Below are 24,845 nucleotides of genomic sequence, written 5' to 3'. Positions count from 1 at the left end.
TCGAAGGCAACCCGAAGTGGCATTCCGCTTATCTGTCGCGTGGAGGAGCGAGTGTCTTCAATGAAGTTTCCAATGTTGTTCGCCGCAGCTGTCGCCTTAAGTGTGACCTCGTTTGCTGCACAAGCTGCTATCACCATTACCGGTACCCGAGTTATTTATCCGGCGCAAAACCGCGAAGTCAATGTTCGTTTGAACAATGTTGACAGCCGTCCGGTCCTGGTCCAGGCATGGCTGGACGACGGCGATGCGGCCGCTGCCCCGAATGAAATCAAGGTGCCGTTCACGTTACTGCCGGCGGTATTTCGGGTCGAGCCTCACAGAGGGCAGGCTTTGCGCATCCTGTTCACAGGCGGCGACATGCCGAAGGACCGTGAGGCTGTCTATTGGCTGAACGTTCTCGAAATTCCGCCGAAGCCTAAGGACGCTGATGACCGGAACATGATTCAGCTCGCGTTCCGAACGCGTATCAAGATGTTCTACCGGCCGGTATCGTTGCTCGATGACCCAACGGCGGGGCGGGCACAGCTGAAGTGGCATGTCGAGGCAAATGACAAAGGTCAGAGCATCGTTCGTCTGGACAACCCATCGCCCTACTACATTTCCCTCGGCACGGCAGAGGTAGAAACGGCAGGCAGGAAAGTCGCTCTTTTGCCCGATATGGCACCGCCGTTCGGGCACGTCGATCTCCGTCCACAAGATGGAAAGCTGGATATCAAAGCTCCTGCCACCGTTTCCTATACGGTTCTGAACGACTTCGGTACAGCGATCAAGGACTCGGCGGAAGTGACAGGTGCTCAAAGCGCGGAAGCGCAAAAGAATCAATAATTGAAATACGGGATGTCGGGCGTGCGGAATAGTAAGACGGCGGTTGAAAGAGTATTCAGTAATGTCCCTTTCCGGTTTCATCCACTGGCTTGGGCGGCAATCATAGCGTCGGGCTGGGTCTTTTGCTCAAATTCCGCGGTCGCCGCGTGCGCGCCGGACTCAGCGGCGACGCCATCCAGCGACTGCTCGGCGTCCGAGTTGCCGCAACAGGAAGCCGGTGTCGACGGAGAAGCTGCGCGTACGGATGCGTCATCTACCACGGCGACATCAAATGCGCCCGCTGCGGAAGTTCCGCAAGAAGTCGAGTTCAATCCAGCATTCTTTACGGGCAACGTCGCCGATTTGTCACGCTATACGCGAGGCAATCCTGTTGCTCCCGGTGTTTATCCGCTCGAACTGCTCGTCAATGGTAAGAAGCGTGGACGCTTCGATGTCCTGTTTCAGGCAGTGCCGGGCTCGGATATCGCAACGCCCTGTTTCACGATGCCTGGCCTCGACCGCGCTGGCGTAGATACCGAGCGCGTGGCCCAGCGGTTGAAGGAAGCAGGAAAGGGCGACTTCGACGATACGGATGCGTCAGTGCAATGCGTCCCGCTGGTTGAAGCCGTACCGGGATCGGTTGCATCGTTCAACACCGCCGATCTGCAACTCGATCTGTCGATTCCACAGATCGAATTGCGCAAGGAGGCTGCCGGTTACGTTGATCCGTCCCGTTGGGACAACGGGATCAACGCAGGCTTCGTGCAATACAGTCTCGCCGGCTATATGACCCACCAGAACAATGGTAGCGGAGACTTCAGCAGTGTCTACCTCGGTCTGCAAAGCGGATTCAACGTGAACGGCTGGCGTTTCCGCCAGTGGTCCACGGTAAGCTCGCAGAACCGGGGTTCCGGCACGCATTGGCAAAGTGTCGCGCTGTTTGCGCAACACGATGTCACGGCGCTTAAGAGCCAACTGACGATCGGCGACAGCTCGACGAGCGGCGACGTCTTCGACTCATTCAACGTGCGTGGCGTCCAGCTTTCGAGCGACGACCGCATGTTGCCGGATTCCATGCGCTCCTACGCGCCGGTTGTGCGTGGCGTGGCTGATACCAATGCACGCATCATCGTGCGTCAGAACAACATCATCCTGGCCGAGACCAGCGTGCCGCCGGGGCCGTTTGAACTGAACGACCTGCCGGCTACGGGTTATGGCGGCGACCTTCAGGTCACTATTACAGAATCCGACGGCCGTCAGCGGACTTTTCTGGTGCCGTTCGCGTCCGTCCCGCAGTTGCTGCGGCCTGGTGTTGCACGTTTCAATCTGACGACCGGTGTCTATCGCGATACCGTGCTGAATAACCATCCGTGGGTGGCGCAGGCGGTTTATCAGCGCGGCCTGACAAACCTGTTGACCGCCTACACCGGTGCACAGTTTGCGGAAGGTTACTGGGCTGGCCTGATGGGTGTCGCGCTCAATACGCCGCTCGGCGCATTCGCGTTTGACGTAACGGCGGCGGGAACGAATATTCCCGGCGTGTCTGGTGGTCGTCCCGGTTACAGTACCCGGATCAGCTACAGCAAGCTCCTTCCAGGGCCCAACACGAATTTTTCGGTTGCGGCTTACCGATACTCGACCTCACGCTTCTATAGCCTGCATGACGCGATGTACGCGCGATATGGCTCCCGAGACACCACGGGTCAGTATGACTACCGCACGCGCAGCCGTCTGCAGCTGAATATCAACCAGCCAATCGGCGAGTCGAGTTCTTTTTATATCGCCGGCAGTTCGCAGAACTACTGGGGCGCGTCGAAGGGCTACGATCTGCAATATCAGGTTGGTTTCAACAGCGCGTACAAGCGGGTGTCCTACTCGCTATATGCGCAACGCACGCGCCTGCAAAACTCGAAGATCAGCACGCAGGTAGGTTTGAACCTGACGATTCCGCTCGGCAAGGTCGACTCGAACGAGCATCATATGTTCGACTATCTGACCACCAACGTTTCGCGCGGCTCGAACGGGGATAGCACAATTCAGGCCACTGCGTCGGGCAACACGAGCGGAGCCACGCCGATCACCTACGGTGTCAACGCGTCACGGATCGTCGCCGGCGACAATCGGACCGTTTCCGCGGGTGGTTACGCAATGTATCGCGCGCCGTTCGCTACTTACAACGTCAATGCATCGATCAGCAATCAGACCCGTCAAGCCGCGTTCAACGCCGACGGCGCGGTCGTCGTTCACAGTGACGGCATGACGCTGAGCCCGCCGCTTGGGCAGGCGTTCGCGCTCGTCGAAGCGAAAGGCGCGGAAGGCGGCCGGATCATCAATGGCCAGGGTGCAAGGATTGACGCTAACGGCTATGCGGTGGTGTCTTCGCTGATGCCATACCGGGTTAACACGGTCGCGCTGGATCCGAGCGACGTGTCGCTCGACGTTGAACTGGGCAACACGAGTGAGGAAGTCGTGCCGCGCGCGAGTTCGCTCGTCAAGGTGAAGATTGCGACCACGCAGGGCACGCCGATTTTCGCCGAGGTTTTGGATCGGGAAGGCAAAGCCATGCCGATGGGCACCGAGCTATTCGACGAGTCCGAGAAATCGGTGGGCATCGTCGGTCAGGGGGGCCTCGCGTACCTGCGCGGCCTCGAGCACGAAGGCAAGCTGCTGGTGCGCTGGGGCAATCGCGCAGCGGAGCAGTGCGTGATGCCCTACACGGTGCCGGACGACGACAAGGCGGACAGCGGTCAGCGCGCGGGGATCGTTGCGCGCATCAAGCTGAGCTGTGATCCAGCGCTAGTCTGGTCTCCGCCGGCAAAGTCCGTAGCGCGACGTTCAGCGGGCGCGGCGCTTGTCAGTTCGCTTCGCTGAAGTGCGAAGGTCGATACCCGGTCAGCGCCAGCGCTGCGGCTTAGATGATTCCGCCGACAGTAGAGGTCAGAAAATGAAAAATATTTGTAGATACTTTCGGATTGCCGGACTAATTTCCGGATTGATCGCAGGTGCACTGTTGGGATCGGTTTGCGTACATGCGCAAGGCTCGCCTTCGGTCACGCTCAATTTTAGTGGCACCTATAACGCGACGACGTGTGCGCTGGTGAGTTCGCCCGACATGACGGTCACGTTGCCGACGCTTTCGACGCAATCGCTGCCGACGGCCGGAGCTATAGATCGCGGCTCAAAGTTCTTTACCATCACGATCCAATGTCCAAGCGGTGTAACGGGGGCGCGCGTGTATTTCGAGAGCGGTTCGTCGACCGATCCCAACACCGGGAATCTGGACCTGCAGAATGCGAGCGGGGCGGCGTCGGCAACGAATGTACAGGTCATGCTGGCCAATGAGGACGGATCGCGGATCAAGGTCGGCGACCGGTCTACGATGAGAGTCGTTCCGATCACGTCCACGGATCCAACGCCGGTGAAGTTCATTGCCAGCTACTATGCAACCGGTCGGGCCACGGCTGGCACCGTCAATACATTCGTCACCTATGTCGTCGAAATGCCCTGAGGGTGCCGGCGCGAATACGTTTCTTATTATGTTTGACTCAACAGTCGCGCTCATGCGAGCGACTGCGTTGCATGCAGCACTGCTGTCCGACGGCGCGGAGCTGCCGGCTATTCCTTTTTGGCGCGCGCGTTGCAGTACGTTGGTCGAGACGCTACAGCAGCAAATGCTGGATCGAACTTTTCCGGCAACGGACATCCGGGAAGTCAGCCTCGCACAATGCGTTCTGCTAGATGAACTGACGTTGCATGCATTGCCGTCCAGGCAGCGCGAGGAATGGTTGCGTGACCCGCTGCAGATGCGTTTTCATGGCGTGCGCGATGGCGCCGCATGGGTATGGCACCGGATCGAGGCGGTGGTGGACGGCGGCGATCCGGACCCCGCCGGACTTGAGTTCTACACCATGTTGCTGGGGCTGGGCTTCGACGGCGGACGCGAAAACGCCAACGCATATCTGGAGCGTGCGAAATCGGCGTTGAACGGGCATCCGCGTAATAAGGCGGCGTTCTCCATACCCGACGCACCGGATAACGCCATGCCACCGACCAATTCGCTTCGGCCGTCGGACGTGTCACGCATCTCACATTCACGCAGAATCGCCGGCGGGGTGATTGCTGGTGCGGTTGCCATCGCGTCACTATGGACGGCGATGGACCTTAGTCTGGACGTTGCGACGCGCGGTCTACTTCAAACGTCGTCGCCGCAGAGTAGTCCTATGCAGACGGAGCGTTCGCAATGATTTCCGGAAACAGCTACCGGGCGGCGCTGATCTGGATCGCTGTCTCCGTAGTTGGACTGATATGGCTATGTTTGCCGCTTGCTCTCCAACCATCGTGGCTTGTTGTGCTCAGTCTTGTTCTGTTGACGGGGGTGGGCGCCGCCGTTTTGCCAGCTTACGGGCGATCGCATCCGACTCACGAGGATCAGGATTTTCAGCTCGGGAACGTGCGTCAGTTATCGATCGTTCTCGTCGTCGGGCCGCATGCCGGCGCGTTGTTTGCACGCGATGGCCAGACATCCGCACTGCGACGTAACGGTGATGCGCTGTGGTTGCGTGTCCGGTCCCCGCAGCAGTTGTCCAGCGTGTTGGCCACGGTGATGGAGTCGCATCAACGTCCGCCGGATGCCGTGTTGATGCCCGTTGTTCCCGACGGTGAGTGCGACGATGCTGTGATTCGCCGCGAATTTTCCCGCTGGAAGCATCAAATCGACGCTTGCATCGGTCCCCGGGCGTTCGTATTACCCTGCTATATCGCGATCTACGCGTACCTCGGCTCGAATAGCGACCGCGCAGTGGAACCGGTCTGGTTCGGCGATGCCATGAGTATCTCGACGATGCAACCCGCGACCGCAACCGCGCGGCAACATGTGCAAGCGCTCAGGCAACAGCTGGATCAGGCCTGGCTCGCTGTCGCCCACCCGGAACGTGCGTCGCGCGCGGGTCTGGGGCATGCAGTGTTCGACTGGCTAGAAGATGAGGCGCTGCTATCGATACTTTCATCGCTCGCGAACACCGCGCCGTTCTCGCTGCGCGGCTTGCTGTTGGCCGACATAGGACACCCACCGATGCGTCCAGGCGCATGGACGCGATGGCTCACCGGCAAGACCGCGCTGCGGCCGCTGCTGACGAGGCCGAGGGCTCAACCGAAGCCGCTGTCTCTGCCTTTACTTACGACCATCGCGCGGAACGACAGATTCCGGGTTTCGAAGAGCGAGTGGGCCCGGTCGTATTCCGGAAGCTTGCACGCGTTGGCTGCGTCAGCGGTCGTCCTGATGGTGTCGATTGGTGTCTCCGCATGGTCGAACAGCAGGTTGGTCACGCGAGTCGCCGACGACCTCGAGGCTTACACGCATATACCCACAGCCCGCGCGGATACGAAGCGTGAGCGATTCGAATCGTTGCGCAGACAATCCGCCGAGCTGGCTCGTTATGCGAGCAACGGTGTGCCGACCGGGCTCGGCTGGGGACTGTATCGGGGCAAGCAGTTGCAAGTCGCGCTTGAACGCGTGACCGCGACATCGCATTCCCCGACGATCGCCGCGCATTCCCCGCCCCTTGCTGTGACGATCGACAGCCTCTTGTTATTCGACAGCGGCAAGACGACGCTCAAGTCAGGTGCAGAGCCAAGGCTCCACACGGTTCTCGATCTGATTCGCGCGAATCCCGACAAGCGAATTCTCATCGCGGGTCATACTGACAACGTGGGTGCCAGCGTCGCGAATCATAAGCTCTCCGAGGCACGCGCGCGGGCCATCCGCGATTGGTTCGTCAACACGGCTACGTTGCCCGTCACACGTTTCGCAATTCAGGGGTATGGCGATACCCGGCCGATCGCCGGCAACGAAACTAGTCAGGGGCGCGAAATGAATCGTCGTGTCGAAATCACCGTTGTTCCCGATTCAGGCACGCACTGAAAGTACTCGTCGCGGGTAGCCCTCTGGGAGCCTGCGTTCGCGCACGCCAACCCGGCCTCGCTTTTGCGAACGGGACAGACTTTTGGGCAACCGCCCATATCGCCGCGCTGCTCCGAGACATAACATCTTCAGCTTGCGTATTTCATACGAAAGCGAGCGGTGTCGCCGCTCCTTCTTTTACTTGAGCGAACAACCTCAGAGCACTATGTCGGCTTTTACCAGTTCTCAAAAATTCATCGCACGTAATCGTGCCCCCCGCGTCCAGATTGAATACGACGTCGAAATTTACGGTTCGGAAAAGAGAGTCGAACTCCCGTTCGTGATGGGCGTCCTCGCCGACTTGTCGGGCAAGCCGCTCGAACCGTTGCCCGCCGTCGGCGATCGTAAGTTCTTCGATATCGACATCGAGAACTTCGATGAGCGAATGAAGGCCATGAAACCGCGTGTCGCGTTCGCGGTGCCCAACACGCTGACGAACGAAGGTCATCTGATGGTCGATATCACGTTCGAAAGCATGGACGACTTCTCGCCCGCAACCGTCGCAAAGAAGGTTGACGCGCTTGCGCAGCTACTCGAGGCGCGTACGCAACTCGCCAATCTGCAAACGTATATGGATGGCAAAAGTGGCGCGGAAAACCTGGTCAGCAAGGTGTTGAGAGACCCAGCGTTACTTGAGGCGCTCGCAAAGGCGCCAAAGCCGGAAGCGGGATCCACCGGCGAACCGGTGACCAACGAATGATTTTTGCTTTCCGCACGAAAGCACAGCCTGAAACAATGGGGAAATGATGGCCGAACTTCAAGCGAACACGCGCGCCAAGGCAACGGCGAGCGTGACCAATCAGTCCGATTTCAACGCACTCCTATCGCGCGAATTCAAGCCCAAAACTGAGCGCGCGCGCGAGGCTGTCGAGGGGGCTGTCCGGACGCTTGCTCAACAAGCACTGCTTACATCGGCAACGGTGTCCGACGACGCGTACAAAAACATAGAGTCAATTATTGGGGAGATCGATCGCAAATTATCCGAACAGATCAACCTGATTCTCCACCATGAAGATTTTCAGAGTCTTGAGAGCGCATGGCGGGGGCTTCATCACCTCGTCGCGAACACGGAAACGGATGAGAAGCTGAAGATCCGCTTTATGGATGTGTCGAAGGACGACCTGCGTCGCACGATGAAGCGCTATAAAGGGATTGCGTGGGACCAGAGTCCGTTCTTCAAGCAAATTTACGAGGAAGAATACGGGCAGTTGGGTGGCGAGCCGTACGGCTGTCTCGTCGCCGACTACTACTTCGATCACACGCCCGCCGACGTCGACCTACTGGGCTCGATTGCAAAGGTGGCGGCAGCGTCGCATGCGCCGTTCATTACGGGCGCGGCACCGTCCGTGCTGCAGATGGACTCGTGGCAGGAACTCGCCAACCCGCGCGACCTGACGAAGATTTTTACGCAAAACCTCGAGTACGCACCTTGGAACTCGCTGCGTAGTTCGGAAGACGCGCGCTACATCGGCCTTGCAATGCCGCGTTTCCTTGCACGTCTGCCGTATGGCGTCAAGACGAATCCGGTCGACGAATTCAATTTCGAAGAGGCGACCGCCCGGCGCGGATCATCAACGCTATGTATGGTCGAACGCGGCCTACGCAATGGCGGTGAACATCAACCGTTCGTTCAAGAACTACGGTTGGTGCACGCTGATTCGCGGCGTGGAAAGCGGTGGGGTAGTTGAAAACCTGCCGTGTCACACGTTCCCGACGGATGACGGTGGCATCGACATGAAGTGCCCGACGGAAATTGCGATCTCCGACCGCCGCGAAGCGGAATTGTCGAAGAGTGGTTTCATACCGCTCATTCACCGCAAGAACACTGACTACGCGGCGTTCATCGGCGCGCAATCGTTGCAGAAGCCGATCGAGTACCACGATCCCGACGCAACTGCGAACGCGAATCTATCGGCCCGTCTTCCGTATCTGTTCGCGTGCTCGCGCTTTGCGCATTACCTGAAGTGCATCGTGCGCGACAAGATCGGCGCATTCAAGGAGCGGGACGAAATGCAGCAATGGCTCAACGAATGGGTTATGAACTACGTTGACGCCGATCCCGCTAATTCGTCGCAGGAAACCAAGGCACGTCGACCGCTGGCCGCGGCCGAAGTGGTCGTCGAGGACGTCGAGGGAAATCCGGGATATTACCAGGCGAAGTTCTTCCTGCGTCCGCATTTCCAACTGGAAGGTCTGACGGTTTCTTTGCGTCTCGTCGCGAAGCTGCCGCTCGTGAAGGATGCAGCCTGACCTGACGTCTACCGTTCATTCGGTGATTGAGCGACGGACAGGCGCTCACTAAATATGCCTGACTTTCATTGAGCATCTTTAAAACTAATCGGTATCAAGGAGTATTTTTATGGCGCAAGACATCTTTCTCAAGATTAACGGGATCGATGGTGAGTCGGCAGACGCTAACCACAAGGACGAAATCGATGTTCTGAGCTGGGCGTGGGGCGTTACGCAGCAATCGAATATGCACGTTGGTTCCGGTGGTGGCGCTGGCCGAGCCACGGTCGACGACTTCACGTTCGAGCATTTCATCGATCGTGCAACGCCCAACCTGACGCAATACTGCCTGACCGGTAAGCACATCGACGAAGCCAAACTCGTCGTGCGCAAGGCTGGCGGTAATCCGCTCGAATACATCAAATTCACGATGAACGACGTGCTGGTTACCTCGGTGCATCCGTCCGGCGTCAGCGACAGTGAATCGCGTCCGTGCGAAACGGTGCGTCTGTCCTTTGCTCGCCTGAAGCAGGAATATGTGGTGCAGAACGCGCAAGGCGGTAGCGGCGGTGCGATCACGGCGACCTTCGATATCAAGAAGAACACAGCCTAAATCGCACATTTTCCTGAATCTTGGCACGACGACCCTTTTGTCCGGGACGCCGTGTCAAGGTTGTTAACCGGGATGCCCGACTGGATGCAGGCATCCTGGTTCATTCAGGGCGACGTGCGAGATCACCTTGATATCGTCAGATGGTTTCGATCTTTTTTTCCCGCTTCGCGATATGGCTGCGTATCGGGGGCTGGCTAGCCCTAAGCGGGGCGAGCGCATGGCTGTCCGGGTGCGCTACCGCGTCGGCTCCCGTTGTCAAGGAGCGAACGACCCTCCGGCTTCAGATCGCGGCAAACGAGAACGTCAATCCGAACGAGTGGGGAACGGCGGCGCCGATCCTCGTGCGGGTCTACGAACTGAAGTCGCCGACGGCGTTTCAAACCGGCGACTTTTTCACGCTGCAAAGCGACGACAAAAAAATCCTTGGCGACGACGTGCTGGTCGTTGACGAATTTATTCTGCGTCCGGGCGATACACGCCAGATCGTCCGGAAGTCGAACCCCGCCACTACCGCAATTGGCGTGCTGGCCGGCTACCGGGATCTCGGGAAATCGGTCTGGCGCGCGGTTTACCGGTTGCCAATCGCGCCCGACGCCGCATGGTACAGGATGGCTCTTCCAGACAAGGAACAGAAGCTGACGATCCAGCTCGATCAACGCACTGTTTCGATTTCAAAGTCAGACTAATTTCGATGAGTTGGTATAGCAAAGTTGTTTGGAGCGAAGGACTCTTCCTGCGCCCGCAATTGTTTCAGCAGCAGGAGCGGTATTTCGAGTCGTTCGCGCATCGCCGGAGCGCGCCGCTAAGCCCGTTTTTCTGGGGCTTCAGCCGTTATGAAATCGATCAGGAATCGCTCGCGTTCGGCAAGCTGGTGTTCAAGAGCGGGCTCGGCGTATTTCCAGACGGCACACCGTTCGAGGTGCCTGGCCTGACGCTGCCCCCGCCCCCACTGACGATCGGACCGGAACATCAGGAGCAGGTGATTTACCTGGCGGTCCCGCTTCGCTTGCCTAACACCGAGGAAACCGCCTTCACCGAGCAGAGCGGATCGCTGGCCCGTTACCATGCGTACGACGCCGAACTGCGCGACAGCAACGCGATCGGCCAAGGTCCGAAGCCCGTCCAACTCTCGAATCTGCGCTTGCGGCTGTTGCCCGAGAAAGAGCTGACGCAGTCGTGGATCGGGCTTGCGCTGACGCGCGTGAAGGCGCTGCACGCCGACGGCGCCGTGTCGCTGCACAGCGCCGACCACATTCCGCCCGTGACCGGTTACGGCGCGAATCCACTGCTGCGCGAATGGGCGATGCAGCTGCACGGCCTCGCGCGACTACGCGCCGACGCGCTCGCCGCCCGTCTGTCAGGTGCTGACGGCCGTACGGGCGCGGCGGCCGAAGTGGCCGACTATCTGCTGCTCCAGGTGCTCAATCGCTATGAGCCGCTGCTCGAGCATATTTGCCAACTCGAGGAGACCGCGCCGGTGACCCTGTATCGCGAGCTCGCGCTTTTCGCGGGCGAGCTTTCGACCTTCGTGCGTCCGCAAACGCGGCGTCCGCGGGCGGCGCCGGGCTATGACCATGCGCAGCTCTACCGCAGTATCAGGCCCCTCGTCGAGGAGGTTCACTATCTGTTGAACCAGGTGTTGATTCGTGGTGCGCAGCCCATTCCGCTTACGGAGCAGGCGCATGGCATCCGTACGGCCGCCATGCTGCCGAACGAATTGGCCGGTTATTCGAGCCTCGTGCTCGCCGTGGGCGCGCAGATGCCTTCCGAATTGCTGCAGCAGCAGTTTCTTGCCCAAACGAAGATCAGTCATCCGCAGCGCTTGCCGGAATTGATCCGTTCGCACCTGCCGGGTCTGACAGTAGCGGCGCTGCCGGTTCCTCCGCGCCAGATTCCGTTCAACTCGGGCTTTATCTATTTCGAACTGTCGCGTACCGGACCGTTCTGGGAACAGATTGCGCGGCACGGAGGGCTTGCCATGCATGTCGCCGGGCACTTCCCGGAACTCAAGCTTGAGTTGTGGGGCGTGCGTCAAAAATGAGTACCGGCGCATACGGGGACGACGCGTTCGAGTTTCTGTTGAACCCCGACAACTCTGCTTCTGGCCAAAGCCAGCCGTCTGCCAGTCCCGCTGGGCGTCCCACAACCGCGGGTGTCGCCAATCAGGAACCGGTGGTCGATGCGGCCGCGTTCGATCCGCCGGAACAAGTGCAGACGCGTCTGGAGCGCATGAAGGCTGCGCGCAATCCGTTGTGTGAAGCCGCGCAGCCTTTGTTGCGCATGCTGGCGGACATGCCGGCTTCGCTCGATTCGTTGGCTGCGGTCGCGAGCTTGCGCTCGCTGCTGGTGCGTGAGGTCGCCGCATTCCAGAAGGTCTGCGACAAAGCGAGTTTGCCGTGGAAGCACGTGGCGGCTGTCCGTTACGCGCTGTGCACCGCGCTCGACGAAGCCGCCAACCGCACGCGTTGGGGAAGCGGCGGAATTTGGGCCGCGGGGGGGCTGCTGCTCAAGTTCGAAGGAGAAGTGGACGGCGGCGAGAAGTTCTTCCTGCTGATCGGCCGCATGGCAACGGATCCCCAGGAGTACATCGACGTCCTCGAGGTGTTGTATCGCATTCTCAGCCTTGGATTCGAAGGACGCTACAGCGTTGCCGCGGACGGTCCACGTCATCTGGAGCAGATCCGGCAGCGAATGCTGACGCTTATCAGCGGCACGCGGGACACGATGCGGCTCGAACTGTCGCCGCACTGGCGCGGCGAGGAGCCGGGCAGGATGCGGCTGCTGAAAAGCGTGCCGGTCTGGGCGACGGCGGGCGTCGCTGCGCTATGTGTGTTCTCGCTGTTCGCCTGGTACAAGTATCGGCTTCTGGCGCAAAGCAATGCGCTGGAAGCGAAGATTAGCGCGATCGGAGAGCCGGTCAAGGCCGCGGCTCCGGTCGTTCACGAGCGCTTGCGCCTGTCGATTTTGCTGAAAGACGAGATCGCTCGCGGCCTGGTCTCCGTCGAAGAGACCGCGAGCAGCAGCCGGGTCGTGTTCCGTGGCGACTACGTGTTCCTGCCGGGGCAAAGCCGCATTCGACCGGAACTGGATCCGGTGTTGACCAAGGTCGCGCAGGAGGTCGTCCGGGTCGGCGGCAATGTCACTGTGACCGGGCACACCGACAACCAGCCGATTCATACGGCGGAGTTTCCTGACAACCTGGTGCTATCGGAAAGGCGCGCCGCGTTCGTCGCCGACGTATTGAAGGCGCACGGTATGCCCGGCAATCGCATCCAGGCTGTCGGCAAGGGCGATACACAACCTGTCGCGGACAACAGTACAGCGGAAGGTCGTTCCCGCAATCGACGCGTGGAAGTCTTCGTCACGCATTAACGGGAAAGCCTTGATGTCTTATTTGAACCGCTTATCGAAACTTGTGCTCACGCGCCAGACGCTGGTGCTCGCCGCGATCCTCGTGACGGCTGTGGCCGTCTGGTTCGTGGGACCTCTGATTGCATTTGGCGACTACCGCCCACTCGAGAGCGTGCTCTCGCGCACGCTGTCGATCGTCGTGCTGTTATTGCTGCTGCTGTTCTGGCTGCTCGGCTGGTCGCCTGGCGTCATCGGCGTCGCGTTGCTGTGTCTCGCGCTCTGGTATTTCGGACCGATACTCGCGTTCGGCGAAACGCATCCACTCGGCACCACATGGTCCCGCGTGCTGCTGATCTCGGTGCTGCTTGCCTGCTACGCGATCTATGGGCTGTATCGTCTGTGGCGGGCAGTGCGCAGCGATGACGTGCTGCTGCAGCGCGTTCTGAACCCGTTCACGAAGAAGTCGGCCGCGACCCCTGTCGCACGAGACGAAATCCGCGCGCTTCACGCGGTCGTCGCGAAGGCCATCGACAAGCTCAAACGCATGCGCGGCGGACCGGCAGGGCTGCGTCGTCTGCTCGAAAGCCAGCGCTATCTGTACGAACTCCCGTGGTACATGGTGGTGGGCTCGCCAGGCGCCGGCAAGACGACGTTGGTCCTGAACTCGGGTCTGGATTTTCCGGAGGCGGATCAGATGGTCGCGGCGTCGCTGAGAAGCCGCGTCGAAACGGCGAACTGCGACTGGTGGTTCGCGAACGAAGCGGTGCTGATCGACACCGCTGGCCGCTATACGGTTCAGGACGCAGCGTCGCAAGACGCCGCGAAGGTTGACGTCGACCCGGAAGACCTGAAGAGCGTGAACGAGGCCGAGTGGCGCGGCCTTCTGGGGCTGCTCCGCAAGCGGCGCCCGCGCGCGCCGATCAACGGTGCGTTGCTGGTCGTTTCAATCGAAGAGTTGTTGACGCGCCCAGCGCCCGAACGAAAGGCGCTCGCCGCGTCGATGCGCGCTCGGCTCGGCGAGTTGCGCCAGCAGTTGGGGATTCGATTCCCCGTCTACGTGCTCGTCACGAAGCTCGATCTGCTGCCCGGCTTCGGGGAGTATTTCCAGTCGTTGACGGCGGAAAGCCGCGCGCAGATTTTCGGCTTCACACTGCCTTATCAGGAAGCGGCGGAACAACACGGCCGCGACACACTGCGCCTGAACTGCGCGGCAGAAATGCGTGAGCTGGAGCAGGGACTCGAAGACGGCGTCAACACGAGGCTGCAAGAGGTGTACGAGGTCGATCTGCGCAAGAAACTTTATGCGCTGCCGTCAGAATTTCGTAGCCTGTGTGCGGAACTCAATGAATTGCTCGCGCTGGTGTTTCTCGATTCGAAATACGACGACACGCAGTTGAACAGCACGCTGCGCGGCGTCTATTTCACGAGCGCGGCGCAAACTCACGAGGCCGTGTCCGCCGACAGCTCCACGCTCTTGCAGCGGCTGCGTCGCGGGCTCGCGGGTTTATTTGGTGCCGCGCCGAATACGGTCTCGCCGTCGTCCGGCGACGCGACGCCTACCGGCTATCGCGGCTATTTCTTGCGCAATCTGTTTCAGCGCGTGATCCTGGCCGAAGCGCATCTGGTGCGGCCGAACCTGTACTGGGAAGTCCGCTTCCGCGCGTTGCGTCTTATCGGACATCTGCTCGCGATCGTCGTGGCGGTGTGGCTGATTGGTGCGCTCGTCGTGAGCTTCGGCAACAACCGCGAGTATCTCGCCGCGATCGATGGCAAGGCCAATGCGCTCGCCGCGCGGGTCTTGTCGCAACGGAAGGCGCCGCAGCCCGGGACGATGGGGACGCTTCTGTCGGCGTCGCGTGACCTGCCTCAGTTCGACGGCATGGACCTCGACAGTCCCGGTGTCGCATGGCACTACGGGCTCTACACGGCGCCCGCCATCCGCGCCGCCGCCGGCGAGACTTACAACAATCTGCTGAAACAGATGCTGCTGCCGCAAGTCGTCGGCCGGCTCGAAACGGTGCTCGATACGCAAATCGGCGTACAGGACGCGGACGGCGTTTATCGCACGCTGATGGTCTACCTGATGCTGTTCGATGGCTCGCACTACGACGCGAAAGCGATCAAGGCATGGGTGCTCGGCGACTGGGAACACGCCAACAGCGTCGCATCGCTCGGCGAGCGCAACGTGATGGCGCGTCACCTCGATGCGCTGATCGTGGAAGGGGTGCCCGCGGTGCCGGCAAGACCGGTGAATGCGCAGCTCGTGCGCCGCGCGCGCGAGTTCCTTGGCCGCAATCCGGCGTCCGGACGGCTCTACGAACGTGCGATGAACGCGATGGCTCCCGAGGCGCCCGAGAACGTCACGCTGCTGAGCGCCGCGGGTCCGCAGGCCACTACCGTGTTCCTGCTGGCCGGCGGTTCGACGCTCGCGCGAGGTATCCCCGGTCTCTATACCTACGACGGCTATCACGCCGTTTTTAACAAGCGCCTCCCTGATTTTCTCGAGCAGGCGCGAAAACAGGACGCCTGGGTGATGGGCGAGGCCGATGCATCGGCGCGGCGGCGGCGGATGGCAAACGGCAACGCACCGCGCAAGGACAGGCTCGCCGACGATATCCGTCGCCAATACCTGACCGACTATGGCAATTACTGGAGCCAGTTTCTCGACGACGTGAGACCGATGTCCGGCAGCGAAGGCACCCTGGCGCCCGATTTGCAGACGCTGCGTACGCTGGCTGCGCCGGATTCGCCGCTGGCGAGACTCGCGCGAACGGCCGCGCGCGAGACGTCGCTGTCGATCGTTGATGGCGCGGACGAGCCGTCGGCCGCCGGTAGTGCCATCAACGTGATCATGCGTCGCTCGCAGGCGGCGCGCGCAGCGAGCGCCGTGGCCGCAACCGCCACGATCGGTCAGCTCGCGCAACAGAAGATGGAACGTGAACTGGTCGACAGACGCTTTGCCGCGCTGCGCGAAGTCGTGACCGGCCAGGCCGATAGCGGGAGCGCGCTGCCTGGCGGCAGCGGCGTGCTGCAGCTGGGCGGCGTCATCGGGCTGATCAACGAGCAGTACACGCGATTGATGACGGCCGGCGACGTGCTCGCCACCAACAGCATGCCGCCCACGGACGACCTCGGCTCCACGATGCAGCTCGAGGCGCAGAAGCTTCCGCCGCCGTTTCGGGCCGTGCTCGCGGGCCTCGCGTCGCAGTCGATGCGTAAGGTGGACCGCAATGTCGGCTCCCTGCTCATGATGCAGGTCGAATCGAGCGTTGGCGCGCAATGCCGACGTGCTGTCGAAGGCAAATATCCGTTTGCCGCGACCGCCCAGGAAGTCGACATCGACGATTTCAATCGCGTGTTCGCGGCCGGCGGCCTGCTCGACGACTTTTTCCACAAGACGCTCGCCAGCCGCGTCGATACGAGCATGCGGCCATGGCGCTATAAGCCGGTCAGCCCCGGCATGCCGCCCATGCAGGGACCGGGCCTCGAACCGTTCGAGCGCGCCGCGGCGATCCGTCAGACATTTTTCCGCGATCCCGGCGCGACCCGGATGTCGTGGAACGCGGGCCTCAAGGTCGTGTCGCTGGACCCCGAGATTACCGATCTGCTCATCGACGTCGACGGGCAAAACCTGCGCTATGCGCATGGTCCGGTCACGACGTCCCCGATCACCTGGCCGGGGCCGCGCGGCGGTTCGATGGCCGGCCTCACCGCGAATCCGCGCGTGCGTCCGGACACGTCGACCGTCATGACCGAAGGTCCGTGGGCGCTGTTCCGTCTGATCGACCGGGGCCGCGTGACGTCGACGTTGTCGTCGAGCCGCTCGGCGGTGGACTTCAATTTCGACGACCGGCACGCGGTCATCGAACTGACATCGGGCGGACAGTCAGGACCGCAACTCACGGCGTTGCTGCGCGATTTTCGTTGTCCCGGTAGCGGAAACGCGATGGGAAGGCGAGCGGACGCGTCGTCAGGCTCCGCATTCGCCGACGAGCTGTAGCGTCTTTTCGATATAGAGAATTTAGAGGAGTGCATGTCAAGTAATCCCTTGAACGCGATAAGTGTGCAAAGCCGCGCAGTGACCGTATCCAGCGCGGCGATACCGCGGTGGCCGGGGCAGACCGCGGACGGACAGACGCAGCCGGCGCTGGAGTTCATGTCACTGAACGGCGACGAGCATCTCGGCAAGCTGTTTGAGTACGAACTGCTGTTGCGCACGCCTGACGATTACACGGTACCGCTTGCCGTCAGTGCCAACCTCGACCTGAAGGCGCTGCTAGGCAAGGAAATGACCGTCGCGATCGACCTCCAGCCGAGCGCCGACACCGAAGCATGTCAGCGCGAAATCACCGGACTCGTCGTCGCCGCGCAATACCTGCGTCGGGAAGGCCGCTACAACGTCTATCGTGTCGTGCTGAAGCCGTGGCTGTGGCTGGCGACCCTGACGACCGACTACAAGATTTTCCAGAACAGGACGGTCATCGAGATCATCGACGAGGTGCTGAAGGACTATCCGTACCCGGTCGAAAAGCGCCTCGACGTGAGCCGCTATGCGCTCGAGGGTGAGAGTCCGACCAACGAACCGCGCACGTTCCAGGTCCAGTACGGCGAGACCGATTACGACTTCATTCATCGCCTGATGGAAGAGTGGGGCATCTACTGGTTTTTCGAGCATGCCGACGGCAAGCACCGGCTCGTGCTGTGCGATCACATTGGCGCGCACCGCCACTCGCCGAACCCGTCATACCGGACGCTGGCGTTCCAACCGCAGGGCGGCAAGACCGACACCGAATACATCAGCGCGTTTTCGACGGCCGAAGTCTTGTGCACCGGTCACTACGTGACGAGCGACTTCGACTTCACGCGTTCGCGCGCCGACATGCGGGCGATCAATCAGCAACCGCGCGACACCAGTTGGAACCTGCTCGAGCGCTACGACTGGCCGGGAGACTACACCGACAGCAGCCACGGTGAACTGCTGGCGCGTACGCGCATGGAAGCACTGCGCGCGCCGGGTACGCGAGCGCAAGGCGAAGGTAACGTACGGGGACTCGCGTGCGGGCAGACGTTCGTGTTGACCAACTACGACTATACGGCCGCGAACTGCGAATACCTCGTCATCGGTACGAAGCTCGACCTGACCGGTACGCCGGACGAATCGGGTAGCGGCTACGAATACACCTGCAGCAACAAGTTCGACGTGCAACCGACAAGCGAAGTGTTCAGACTGCCGCGGGAGACCTCGAAGCCGGTCGTCAACGGGCCGCAGTCGGCTGTCGTCGTGGGTCCCGAGGGCAAGGAACTGTGGACCGACGAATTCGGCCGCGTGAAGGTCCGCTTCGTCTGGGACCGTTACGGCCGAAACGTCGAAACCGACTCCTGCTGGGTCCGTGTGAGCCAGGCGTGGGCCGGTCAGGGTTTCGGTGGCATCTACATTCCGCGCATCGGCCAGGAAGTCATCGTCGACTTCTGGAACGGCGACCCGGATCGTCCGCTGATCACCGGGAGCCTGTACAACGCGGCGACGCGTCCGCCCTATGACCTGCCAGGCAACGCGACGCAGAGCGGTTTCATGAGCCGGTCGATGGAAGGGGGCCTGCAGAACTACAACAGCATCCGCTTCGAGGACAAGGCGGGTGCCGAGGAATTCACTTTGCAGGCGGAACGGGACATGAACCGCCTGACGAAGCTGAATGAGTCACACGTCGTCGGTGCCGACTACACGATCGGCGTGGCCGCGGCGCACAGCATGACCGTCGGCGCAACGTCCAGCACGATCGTCGGCGGCAAGTACTCGGTAAGGGTGAAGGGTGTCGCCTTCTATTCCGTGGGTCTTGCACACTTTGTCTCGATTGGCGGGGCGGAGGAGACCGCGGTTGGGGGTGCCTCCCTTCTGACGGTGGGCGGTGCACGTACGGTCACGGTTGGTGGCGCGTCGACGCACGCGGTAGGCGGAGCCTATTCGCTGTCGGCCGGGAAGGCGCTGTCTATCGTGTGCGGCAAGTCCTCGCTGACCATGAACAAGGATGGCGAGATCAAGCTCATTGGTAAGTCGATCCGCATCCAGGGTGACACCCGTGTCGTGGTGCAAGGCACGCCGCTGGACCTTAACCCCGGTGACAAGGAATGCGGCAGCTCAGTGACGGTGCCAGTTCCTGTAGTGGTGCTCGATGCGCTGGACGTTCCAGTTATTCCGCCACCTCCATCGGACGAGCCGCTTCCGACGATATGTCCGCTGCCGACGGAAGAACCACTGCCGTCGGAAGAGCCGCCGCCATCGGAAGAGCCGCTGCCATCGGAAGAACCGCTGCCATCGGAAGAGCCGGCACCGTCGGAAGAACCGCCGCCGTCCGAAGAGCCGCCGCCGTCGGAGGAGCCGCCGCCCTCGGAAGAGCCGGCGCCATCGGAAGAACCGCCGCCCTCGGAGGAACCGCCGCCCTCGGAGGAACCGCCGCCATCGGAAGAGCCGGCACCGTCGGAGGAGCCGGCACCGTCGGAGGAGCCGGCACCGTCGGAGGAGCCGCCGCCGTCCGAAGAGCCGCCGCCGTCGGAGGAGCCGCCTCCCTCGGAAGAGCCGGCACCATCGGAAGAGCCGGCACCATCGGAAGAACCGCCGCCATCGGAGGAACCGCCGCCATCGGAAGAGCCGCCACCGTCGGAAGAGCCGCCACCGTCGGAAGAGCCGCCGCCCTCGGAGGAACCGCCGCCGCCGATCGAACCACCGCCGGCAACCGGCTCGGACGCGTAACAGCGTATTTCGGAATACCGTGCAGACGGCGAATGCCTTCGCGCATCGCCCTGCACGGACGTTCAGTTTCCATGAGGAGAAAATCGATCATGTTTCCAGCGGCTCGCAAAGGCGATGCGATCGGACACGGCGGTTCGATCGTCTCGGGTTCCCCGACGGTCTTCATCAATCGATTGCCTGCGGCGCTCGTCGGTATGAGCTCTGCCGTTTGCGCGCTGCACCCGTGCTCGCAAGCTGTGGTCGCGGGTTCGGGTACGGTGTTGATCAACAACGTGCCGGCGGCATTGGTTGGCGGCAAGGTTTCGTGTGGCGCGCCGTGTTCCGCTGGCTCGCCAGACGTGCGCATCGGTTCATGATGACGATGGGGGCCATGTGACGACGGGAGTCGCGGGAATCGGCGGCGAGCTGGTCGGCTTGCCCGGCGCCGTATTGCCCCTCGCCAGTGTCGGACCGTTGCTCGATCGCTGTGAGCGGCTCGGCGACGTCGTCGACCGCTTTCGGATGCGTCGTGCGCTGTCGGGCATTCTGTGCGGCTCGGTCGAGGTAATCAGCGGCAGCAAAGTCTGCCTACCTACCGACCAAACCGACTTCAGGCTGCGAGGCCGTCTTCCGCTCGTATGGTCGCGTTGTTATTCGAGCGCGCAGCACGCGCTCGGGCTGCTCGGCGTCGGTTGGCGCACGAGTTGGGAAGTCACGCTGCACAAGCGGGACGATCAACTGCTCTACACCGACGAATACGGCAGCACGCTCAGCGTGCCGTTTCCCGGGCGCGGGTCGCAGGTAATTGCGTCGGCTGCGCAGTTGCACATCGCGCATCTGAGCGACGGACGCCTCGTCGTCGCGGATCTGACGCCGCATTACCGCGTGTTCGGCGACTTCGACGCGAACGGAATCGCACGGCTCAAATACGTCGAGGATCTTCGTCAGCAGCGGATCGGCCTGATCTGGGATCCCGGCGGGCGCTTGCTGCGCATGCGTGGAACCTGCGGCCACGAGCTGCGCATGCACTACGAAGCGCGGATGGGCGCGCGTCTGAGCGCTGTCGAGTGTGTCGACGGCGGTCCCACCGGCGCGCTGGTCCAGTACGGCTACAGCCAGCGCGGCGAACTCACCGAGGTACGCAACCGGGTCGGCGAAATCGTGCGTCGCTTTGCATACCGCGATGGGCGGATCGTCGAAGAAGCAGACGCGCTCGGAATGGCGACACGCTATGTGTGGCAGACGATCGGCGGCGCCGCGCGCGTGATTCGACGAGTCACGTCAGAAGGCGCGCGTGAGCGCTTCGCCTACGACTTCGATAGCCGGACCAGTGAGGTCAGCGACGTCTTCGGCAACACGGCGCATTGGCAATACGACGAGCAGGGCCGCGTGCTGTCGCACACAGACTTCGACGACCGGCGCTACCGGTTCGACTACGGCGACGCCGTCGCGCCGCTCACCATGCAACTGCCCGGCGAGCGGGTGGTTCACGTCGAATACGACGGGCTCGGACGCGTCGCGTGTGAGACGGATCTCCAGGGCGCAACCCGCTCGACGCAGTATGCGTTTGCGTCACGCGAGCCCGTGTCAGTTGCGTTGAGCGATGGCCGTGTGTGGATGTGGGCACGCAACGATCGCTTGCAGCCGTTGCACTATCAAACCCCGTCTGGAGAATTCACGCGTTTCGACTATGGTGACGATGGCGATGTCGTGTGCTCGACGGATGCGCAGGGGGTCGCCACGACCTTCGCGCATAACGCGTGGGGGCAGGTGACACGTTGCACCGGAGTTGGCGGAAGCACGACGGACTACGAGTATGACGTCAATGGTTACGTGGTCAGTGTGACCGACGCGCTCGGCGCGGTCACGCGAATCGAGCGCGATGGGCTCGGCCGACCGTTGACCATCACGCGTCCGGACGGACAGGCCGAGCGTCATGTGTGGAACGCGGCTGGCCAGCGGACGTCGTTCGTCGGCCCGAGTGACCGAAGCCGGCACTGGTATCGAGACCGGCGTGGCAATGTCGTACGCGCGGTCGACGAAGAGGGGCACGTGATCGTGCGTCGATACGATGCGCATGGGCGCCCGGTTCGAATCGAAAGCGCGAACGGCGCGGTGCAGTTGCTTCGGTGGAATGCGAGCAGTTGCCTGTCGATCACGGATGCCGATGGCGTGGAACGCAACTTCGACTATGCGGATACCGGGCAGGTCCGTTGTCTCACGTGGAAGGCGGGCGCGCAACAGCGTCGCGAAACGTTCGACTACGACCGCGCGGGCCGTCTGATCCGGCGTGAGACCGCGCACAACCGCTATATGTATCGCTACGGGCCGCGCGGATTGCTCGACTGCGTGAGCCGCGAGCCAACACGAGAAGGCGAGCTACTCGGAATCGGAGCGGATGAGATCCGCTTCGAACACGACGCCGGTGACCGTCTGATCGCCGAGCACGGCGCAAACGGCACACTGCGCTACACATACGACGTCGTTGGCCGCCTTGTCGCGATCCAGCTGCCACAGGGGCAGGAGTTGCGTATGCGTCGCTTCGAAACTGGCGCTGTCGCGTTCGTCGAACTGGACGATCGACAGATTGCGCGCTTCTGGTATGACGCGATGAGGCGTCCGGTTGCGCGCACGCAAGGCCGTTTGCGCACGCATACGGGCTATTCGTCGCTCGGCTTGCCGGTGTGGTGGCGTTCGGTGATGGGGCGCGACGTGGATACGCCGGGCTGCGCGACAGAACCTGTCGCCGGATTGTGGCGCGAAGCCGATTACAGTCTCGCTGACGTGATCGTCAGGACGGGCGCCGAGGCCGACGGTCAGACGTGGTACGACTACGACCGGCGTGGCTGTCTGTTGCGCTCGGTGTCGGAGAAGGGGGACATCGAGTATTTCACGTGGGACGCCGCTGGCAATCTGCTCGATACGCCTGGCGGCAGCTGGTTCCCGGCCGTTTATCCCGACCACCGGTTAGGGGAGTGCCGCGGACATCGTTATGACTATGATGTGTGGGGGCAATTGGTGCGTAGGCGTGGCCGCAACCATACGCTATCGCTCGATTGGGATGCGGAGGGGCACGTCATCGCCGCGCATCGCAAGGGCTATACCGTGCGCTATCAGTACGACGCGATCGGTCGACGTATCGGCAGGCGTGTCGAACCCGCTTCGTCACGGCGTGCGCAGCAGTCATCGACGCCGGAACAGGACGAGCTCACGCGCTATTTGTGGCAAGGACACAGACTGATCCAGCAGCAGCGCGCGATGGAACTGCGCACGTACCTGTATCAACCCGAGCCCGACCGCTCAACCGGCTTCGCGCCGCTCGCTTGCGTGGACCAGACCCTCACCGATGATGGCGCGATCAAGAACACGCAGGTCTATCACTATCACACTGACGTCGCCGGTACGGCCGTCGCGCTCACGGATGAGACCGGCCAGGTGGCATGGCGCGGGCGTTACCGGGCGTGGGGCAGTCTCGTGACGCCGGAGTGGCTAAGCAGCGACGCGTTTGCGCAGCCGCTTCGTTATGCCGGCCAATACGCGGACGATGAAACCACGCTGTACTACAACGGTGCGCGTTTTTATGATCCTCACGCGGGCCGCTACATCAGCCCCGATCGCAACGGCGAAGGCGGAGCCAGTCCGTATCGCTACGCGCCGAATCCGCTGACGTGGTGCAATCCTGTCGGCCGCGCGACGCCGGAGGCGTTTCCGTGCGTCGTCGTCGCGGATGCGTCATGCATCGATGGCGCACCGGACCCGGCTCAATACCTTGCCGGCGTCGTCGAACAACTCCACGACGTAGCAGGCGGGGAGCTGGCCAAGTTCTGATTCGAAAATCACATGGAAGTCGAGCCAGCCGTTTTTTCGGTGTCGGGAAAGACCGCTGCCGTCGACGGTCTCGCGGCGCAGTACCGTCTCGTCGTTGCCGTAAATCACGACGGTGACTGACGTCGCGGCCCGCAGCGCGTGCTCGACGCCGGGCGTGACCAGATGCCTGTCGAATCCATTCTGATGTACGCACACACGGACGTCGTTTGCGCGTAGCAGAGAAGCTTTCCATGTCGCTTCGTCGGGACGTTGCGTGCCCGCGACTGGTGGAACATCATTCAATACCGACTGCTGGACACCGCGCCACTTGAAGCCGATGCCCGCGTAGGCCTCGTAATCGGCGAGCGTGCGTTCCGCTCCGAGTCCATACTTGCCGAACTCAACGTCAGCCAACGTTTCTCCGTCGATACCGAGCAGAGCACGATTGCGCTGCAACGAGCGCTCGTTGCGCTCGTGCCAGGGCTCGTCGATTTCACCCCGTTCCTTGGCCTCGTGATTGTGGTCGTTCCACATCTTGACGCGGTATGAGCGCAGATATTCGTGCCAACCGATCAGCCTGTGCGGACTGTACAGGTCATAGCCGTGGGTGAACGCACGGACGGCAAGCGAAATCTCCTCGCCGTGAAAGAAATAGTCAGGATCGTGCTGGACCGCCTGGGCAAAGTGACCGTCGGCAAATGCGAAGTGCGCGCTGAAGAAGCGCGAACGGACCGGGCGAATGCGCGTTCTCCAGTCGGAGAGTGTCTTCGAGCGAAACAGGACCACCCCTTCCCTGGAAAACCTTGCATAGGCCAATATGCTCGGCTCGTTGCTGGATCGAGCGTCGTCGTTCTCGGGGTCGTACATCGGAAGGTAGGCGGTCAGCACGGGTTTCGGACTTGCATCGCGTAAAGACTCCTGCATCTCGATTGCGAGCGTGTCCCATGCGTCGACGAAGCGGTGGTGCGAATCGAGTTGCAGCGTGTAGCGCTCGCCGCCGTATCGCTGTTGGACCAGATTGCGAGCCCAGCATGCGCCCTGCGTCATCATGTGGGGCACGTCGATCAGTTCGATTTTCGCTTCACGATGACTGAGATGTTGGATGGTCCAGCTGTCGGTCTGCTCGGTTCGCCAATTGCCAAAGCCGTGCTGCCAGAATTGGATCATCGTCTCGTCGTGCGCATGCTGCCAGCAGACGATGATCCGTAGTAGATCAGGTTTTCTAGCTTTCTGGATCAAATCCAGCAGGGTGGGGATCAACTGCGGGTCGCGATAACTCGCGATTTGCACGAAGATCGAGTGCGGCGGTGTGACGGATAACTGGGTCATGCGCGTTGATTCTGGTGGACCTTCGT

Annotated in this window: 15 protein-coding genes and 1 pseudogene; 15 read left to right on the top strand and 1 reads right to left on the bottom strand. The window is 61.6% G+C overall.

Features of this window, described 5'->3' with window-relative positions; all coding sequences use genetic code 11:
• Positions 1-60: 60 nt before the first annotated feature.
• From OKW38_RS04810 to OKW38_RS04740, 15 genes and pseudogenes are all read left to right on the top strand, one after another.
• Positions 61-825: a fimbria/pilus periplasmic chaperone gene (locus tag OKW38_RS04810; RefSeq protein ID WP_429332609.1), complete on the top strand. Its 765-nt coding sequence runs from the start codon at positions 61-63 to the stop codon at positions 823-825.
• Positions 826-1,023: 198 nt separating this feature from the next.
• On the top strand, positions 1,024-3,675 hold the full coding sequence (locus tag OKW38_RS04805) for a fimbria/pilus outer membrane usher protein (protein ID WP_429360230.1): 2,652 nt from the start codon (positions 1,024-1,026) through the stop codon (positions 3,673-3,675).
• 73 nt (positions 3,676-3,748) lie between these two features.
• Positions 3,749-4,312: a fimbrial protein gene (locus OKW38_RS04800; RefSeq protein WP_090810690.1), complete on the top strand. Its 564-nt coding sequence runs from the start codon at positions 3,749-3,751 to the stop codon at positions 4,310-4,312.
• On the top strand, positions 4,293-5,048 hold the full coding sequence (locus OKW38_RS04795) for a DotU family type IV/VI secretion system protein (protein WP_429360228.1): 756 nt from the start codon (positions 4,293-4,295) through the stop codon (positions 5,046-5,048). The genes OKW38_RS04800 and OKW38_RS04795 overlap by 20 nt, the downstream gene beginning before the upstream one ends.
• Entirely contained in the window at positions 5,045-6,724 is a 1,680-nt protein-coding gene (locus OKW38_RS04790; RefSeq protein ID WP_090810692.1) for an OmpA family protein, read from the top strand. Before OKW38_RS04795 ends, OKW38_RS04790 begins: the two co-directional genes overlap by 4 nt.
• Positions 6,725-6,929: 205 nt before the next feature.
• Positions 6,930-7,463, top strand: a complete 534-nt coding sequence (gene tssB, locus OKW38_RS04785) for a type VI secretion system contractile sheath small subunit (RefSeq protein WP_429360693.1) — start codon at positions 6,930-6,932, stop codon at positions 7,461-7,463.
• A 46-nt stretch (positions 7,464-7,509) separates the two neighbouring features.
• Positions 7,510-9,013, top strand: a pseudogene (gene tssC, locus OKW38_RS04780) (type VI secretion system contractile sheath large subunit).
• Positions 9,014-9,122: 109 nt separating this feature from the next.
• Positions 9,123-9,605, top strand: coding sequence for an Hcp family type VI secretion system effector (locus tag OKW38_RS04775; protein ID WP_184023663.1), 483 nt, complete (start codon positions 9,123-9,125; stop codon positions 9,603-9,605).
• Between the two features lie 140 nt (positions 9,606-9,745).
• On the top strand, positions 9,746-10,291 hold the full coding sequence (tssJ, locus tag OKW38_RS04770; RefSeq protein WP_429360226.1) for a type VI secretion system lipoprotein TssJ: 546 nt from the start codon (positions 9,746-9,748) through the stop codon (positions 10,289-10,291).
• Positions 10,292-10,296: 5 nt separating this feature from the next.
• Positions 10,297-11,646 carry a type VI secretion system baseplate subunit TssK gene (gene tssK, locus OKW38_RS04765; protein WP_429360224.1) on the top strand — a complete coding sequence of 450 codons (1,350 nt, stop codon included), beginning with the start codon at positions 10,297-10,299 and terminating at the stop codon, positions 11,644-11,646.
• Positions 11,643-12,977 (top strand): type VI secretion system protein TssL, long form, encoded by a 1,335-nt coding sequence (gene tssL / locus OKW38_RS04760; RefSeq protein ID WP_429360223.1) that lies wholly within the window; start codon positions 11,643-11,645, stop codon positions 12,975-12,977. The genes tssK and tssL overlap by 4 nt, the downstream gene beginning before the upstream one ends.
• Before the next feature lie 13 nt (positions 12,978-12,990).
• A complete protein-coding gene (gene tssM, locus OKW38_RS04755) occupies positions 12,991-16,956 on the top strand; it encodes a type VI secretion system membrane subunit TssM (protein WP_429360222.1) in 3,966 nt (1,321 codons plus the stop codon).
• 33 nt (positions 16,957-16,989) lie between these two features.
• Positions 16,990-19,704, top strand: a complete 2,715-nt coding sequence (locus OKW38_RS04750) for a type VI secretion system Vgr family protein (RefSeq protein ID WP_429360220.1) — start codon at positions 16,990-16,992, stop codon at positions 19,702-19,704.
• A gap of 89 nt (positions 19,705-19,793) precedes the next feature.
• Positions 19,794-20,060, top strand: a complete 267-nt coding sequence (locus OKW38_RS04745; protein ID WP_090810707.1) for a PAAR domain-containing protein — start codon at positions 19,794-19,796, stop codon at positions 20,058-20,060.
• Between the two features lie 16 nt (positions 20,061-20,076).
• The gene (locus OKW38_RS04740) at positions 20,077-23,511 is read left to right on the top strand and encodes an RHS repeat-associated core domain-containing protein (protein WP_429360219.1); all 3,435 of its coding nucleotides are present in this window, start codon (positions 20,077-20,079) and stop codon (positions 23,509-23,511) included.
• Here OKW38_RS04740 and OKW38_RS04735 read toward each other — a convergent pair.
• The gene (locus OKW38_RS04735; protein WP_429360691.1) at positions 23,416-24,819 is read right to left on the bottom strand and encodes a GlcNAc-transferase family protein; all 1,404 of its coding nucleotides are present in this window, start codon (positions 24,817-24,819) and stop codon (positions 23,416-23,418) included. The two genes, OKW38_RS04740 and OKW38_RS04735, sit on opposite strands and share 96 nt — an antisense overlap.
• Positions 24,820-24,845 lie beyond the last annotated feature (26 nt).

It is taken from the genome of Paraburkholderia sp. MM5496-R1, from assembly GCF_050436205.1.
Classification (GTDB): Bacteria; Pseudomonadota; Gammaproteobacteria; order Burkholderiales; family Burkholderiaceae; genus Paraburkholderia; species Paraburkholderia tuberum.
The sequence above is the reverse complement of the archived record's forward strand: the minus strand, read 5'-3'. Positions and strand labels throughout refer to the sequence as shown.

What these genes read in the sequence shown, in the direction of transcription:
- OKW38_RS04810 (WP_429332609.1), top strand. Translation starts at nt 61, where the DNA reads ATGAAGTTTCCAATGTTGTTCGCCGCAGCTGTCGCCTTAAGTGTGACC.
- OKW38_RS04800 (WP_090810690.1), top strand. Translation starts at nt 3,749, where the DNA reads ATGAAAAATATTTGTAGATACTTTCGGATTGCCGGACTAATTTCCGGA.
- OKW38_RS04795 (WP_429360228.1), top strand. Translation starts at nt 4,293, where the DNA reads ATGTCGTCGAAATGCCCTGAGGGTGCCGGCGCGAATACGTTTCTTATT.
- OKW38_RS04790 (WP_090810692.1), top strand. Translation starts at nt 5,045, where the DNA reads ATGATTTCCGGAAACAGCTACCGGGCGGCGCTGATCTGGATCGCTGTC.
- tssB (WP_429360693.1), top strand. Translation starts at nt 6,930, where the DNA reads ATGTCGGCTTTTACCAGTTCTCAAAAATTCATCGCACGTAATCGTGCC.
- OKW38_RS04775 (WP_184023663.1), top strand. Translation starts at nt 9,123, where the DNA reads ATGGCGCAAGACATCTTTCTCAAGATTAACGGGATCGATGGTGAGTCG.
- tssJ (WP_429360226.1), top strand. Translation starts at nt 9,746, where the DNA reads ATGGTTTCGATCTTTTTTTCCCGCTTCGCGATATGGCTGCGTATCGGG.
- tssK (WP_429360224.1), top strand. Translation starts at nt 10,297, where the DNA reads ATGAGTTGGTATAGCAAAGTTGTTTGGAGCGAAGGACTCTTCCTGCGC.
- tssL (WP_429360223.1), top strand. Translation starts at nt 11,643, where the DNA reads ATGAGTACCGGCGCATACGGGGACGACGCGTTCGAGTTTCTGTTGAAC.
- tssM (WP_429360222.1), top strand. Translation starts at nt 12,991, where the DNA reads ATGTCTTATTTGAACCGCTTATCGAAACTTGTGCTCACGCGCCAGACG.
- OKW38_RS04750 (WP_429360220.1), top strand. Translation starts at nt 16,990, where the DNA reads ATGTCAAGTAATCCCTTGAACGCGATAAGTGTGCAAAGCCGCGCAGTG.
- OKW38_RS04745 (WP_090810707.1), top strand. Translation starts at nt 19,794, where the DNA reads ATGTTTCCAGCGGCTCGCAAAGGCGATGCGATCGGACACGGCGGTTCG.
- OKW38_RS04735 (WP_429360691.1), bottom strand. Translation starts at nt 24,819, where the DNA reads ATGACCCAGTTATCCGTCACACCGCCGCACTCGATCTTCGTGCAAATC.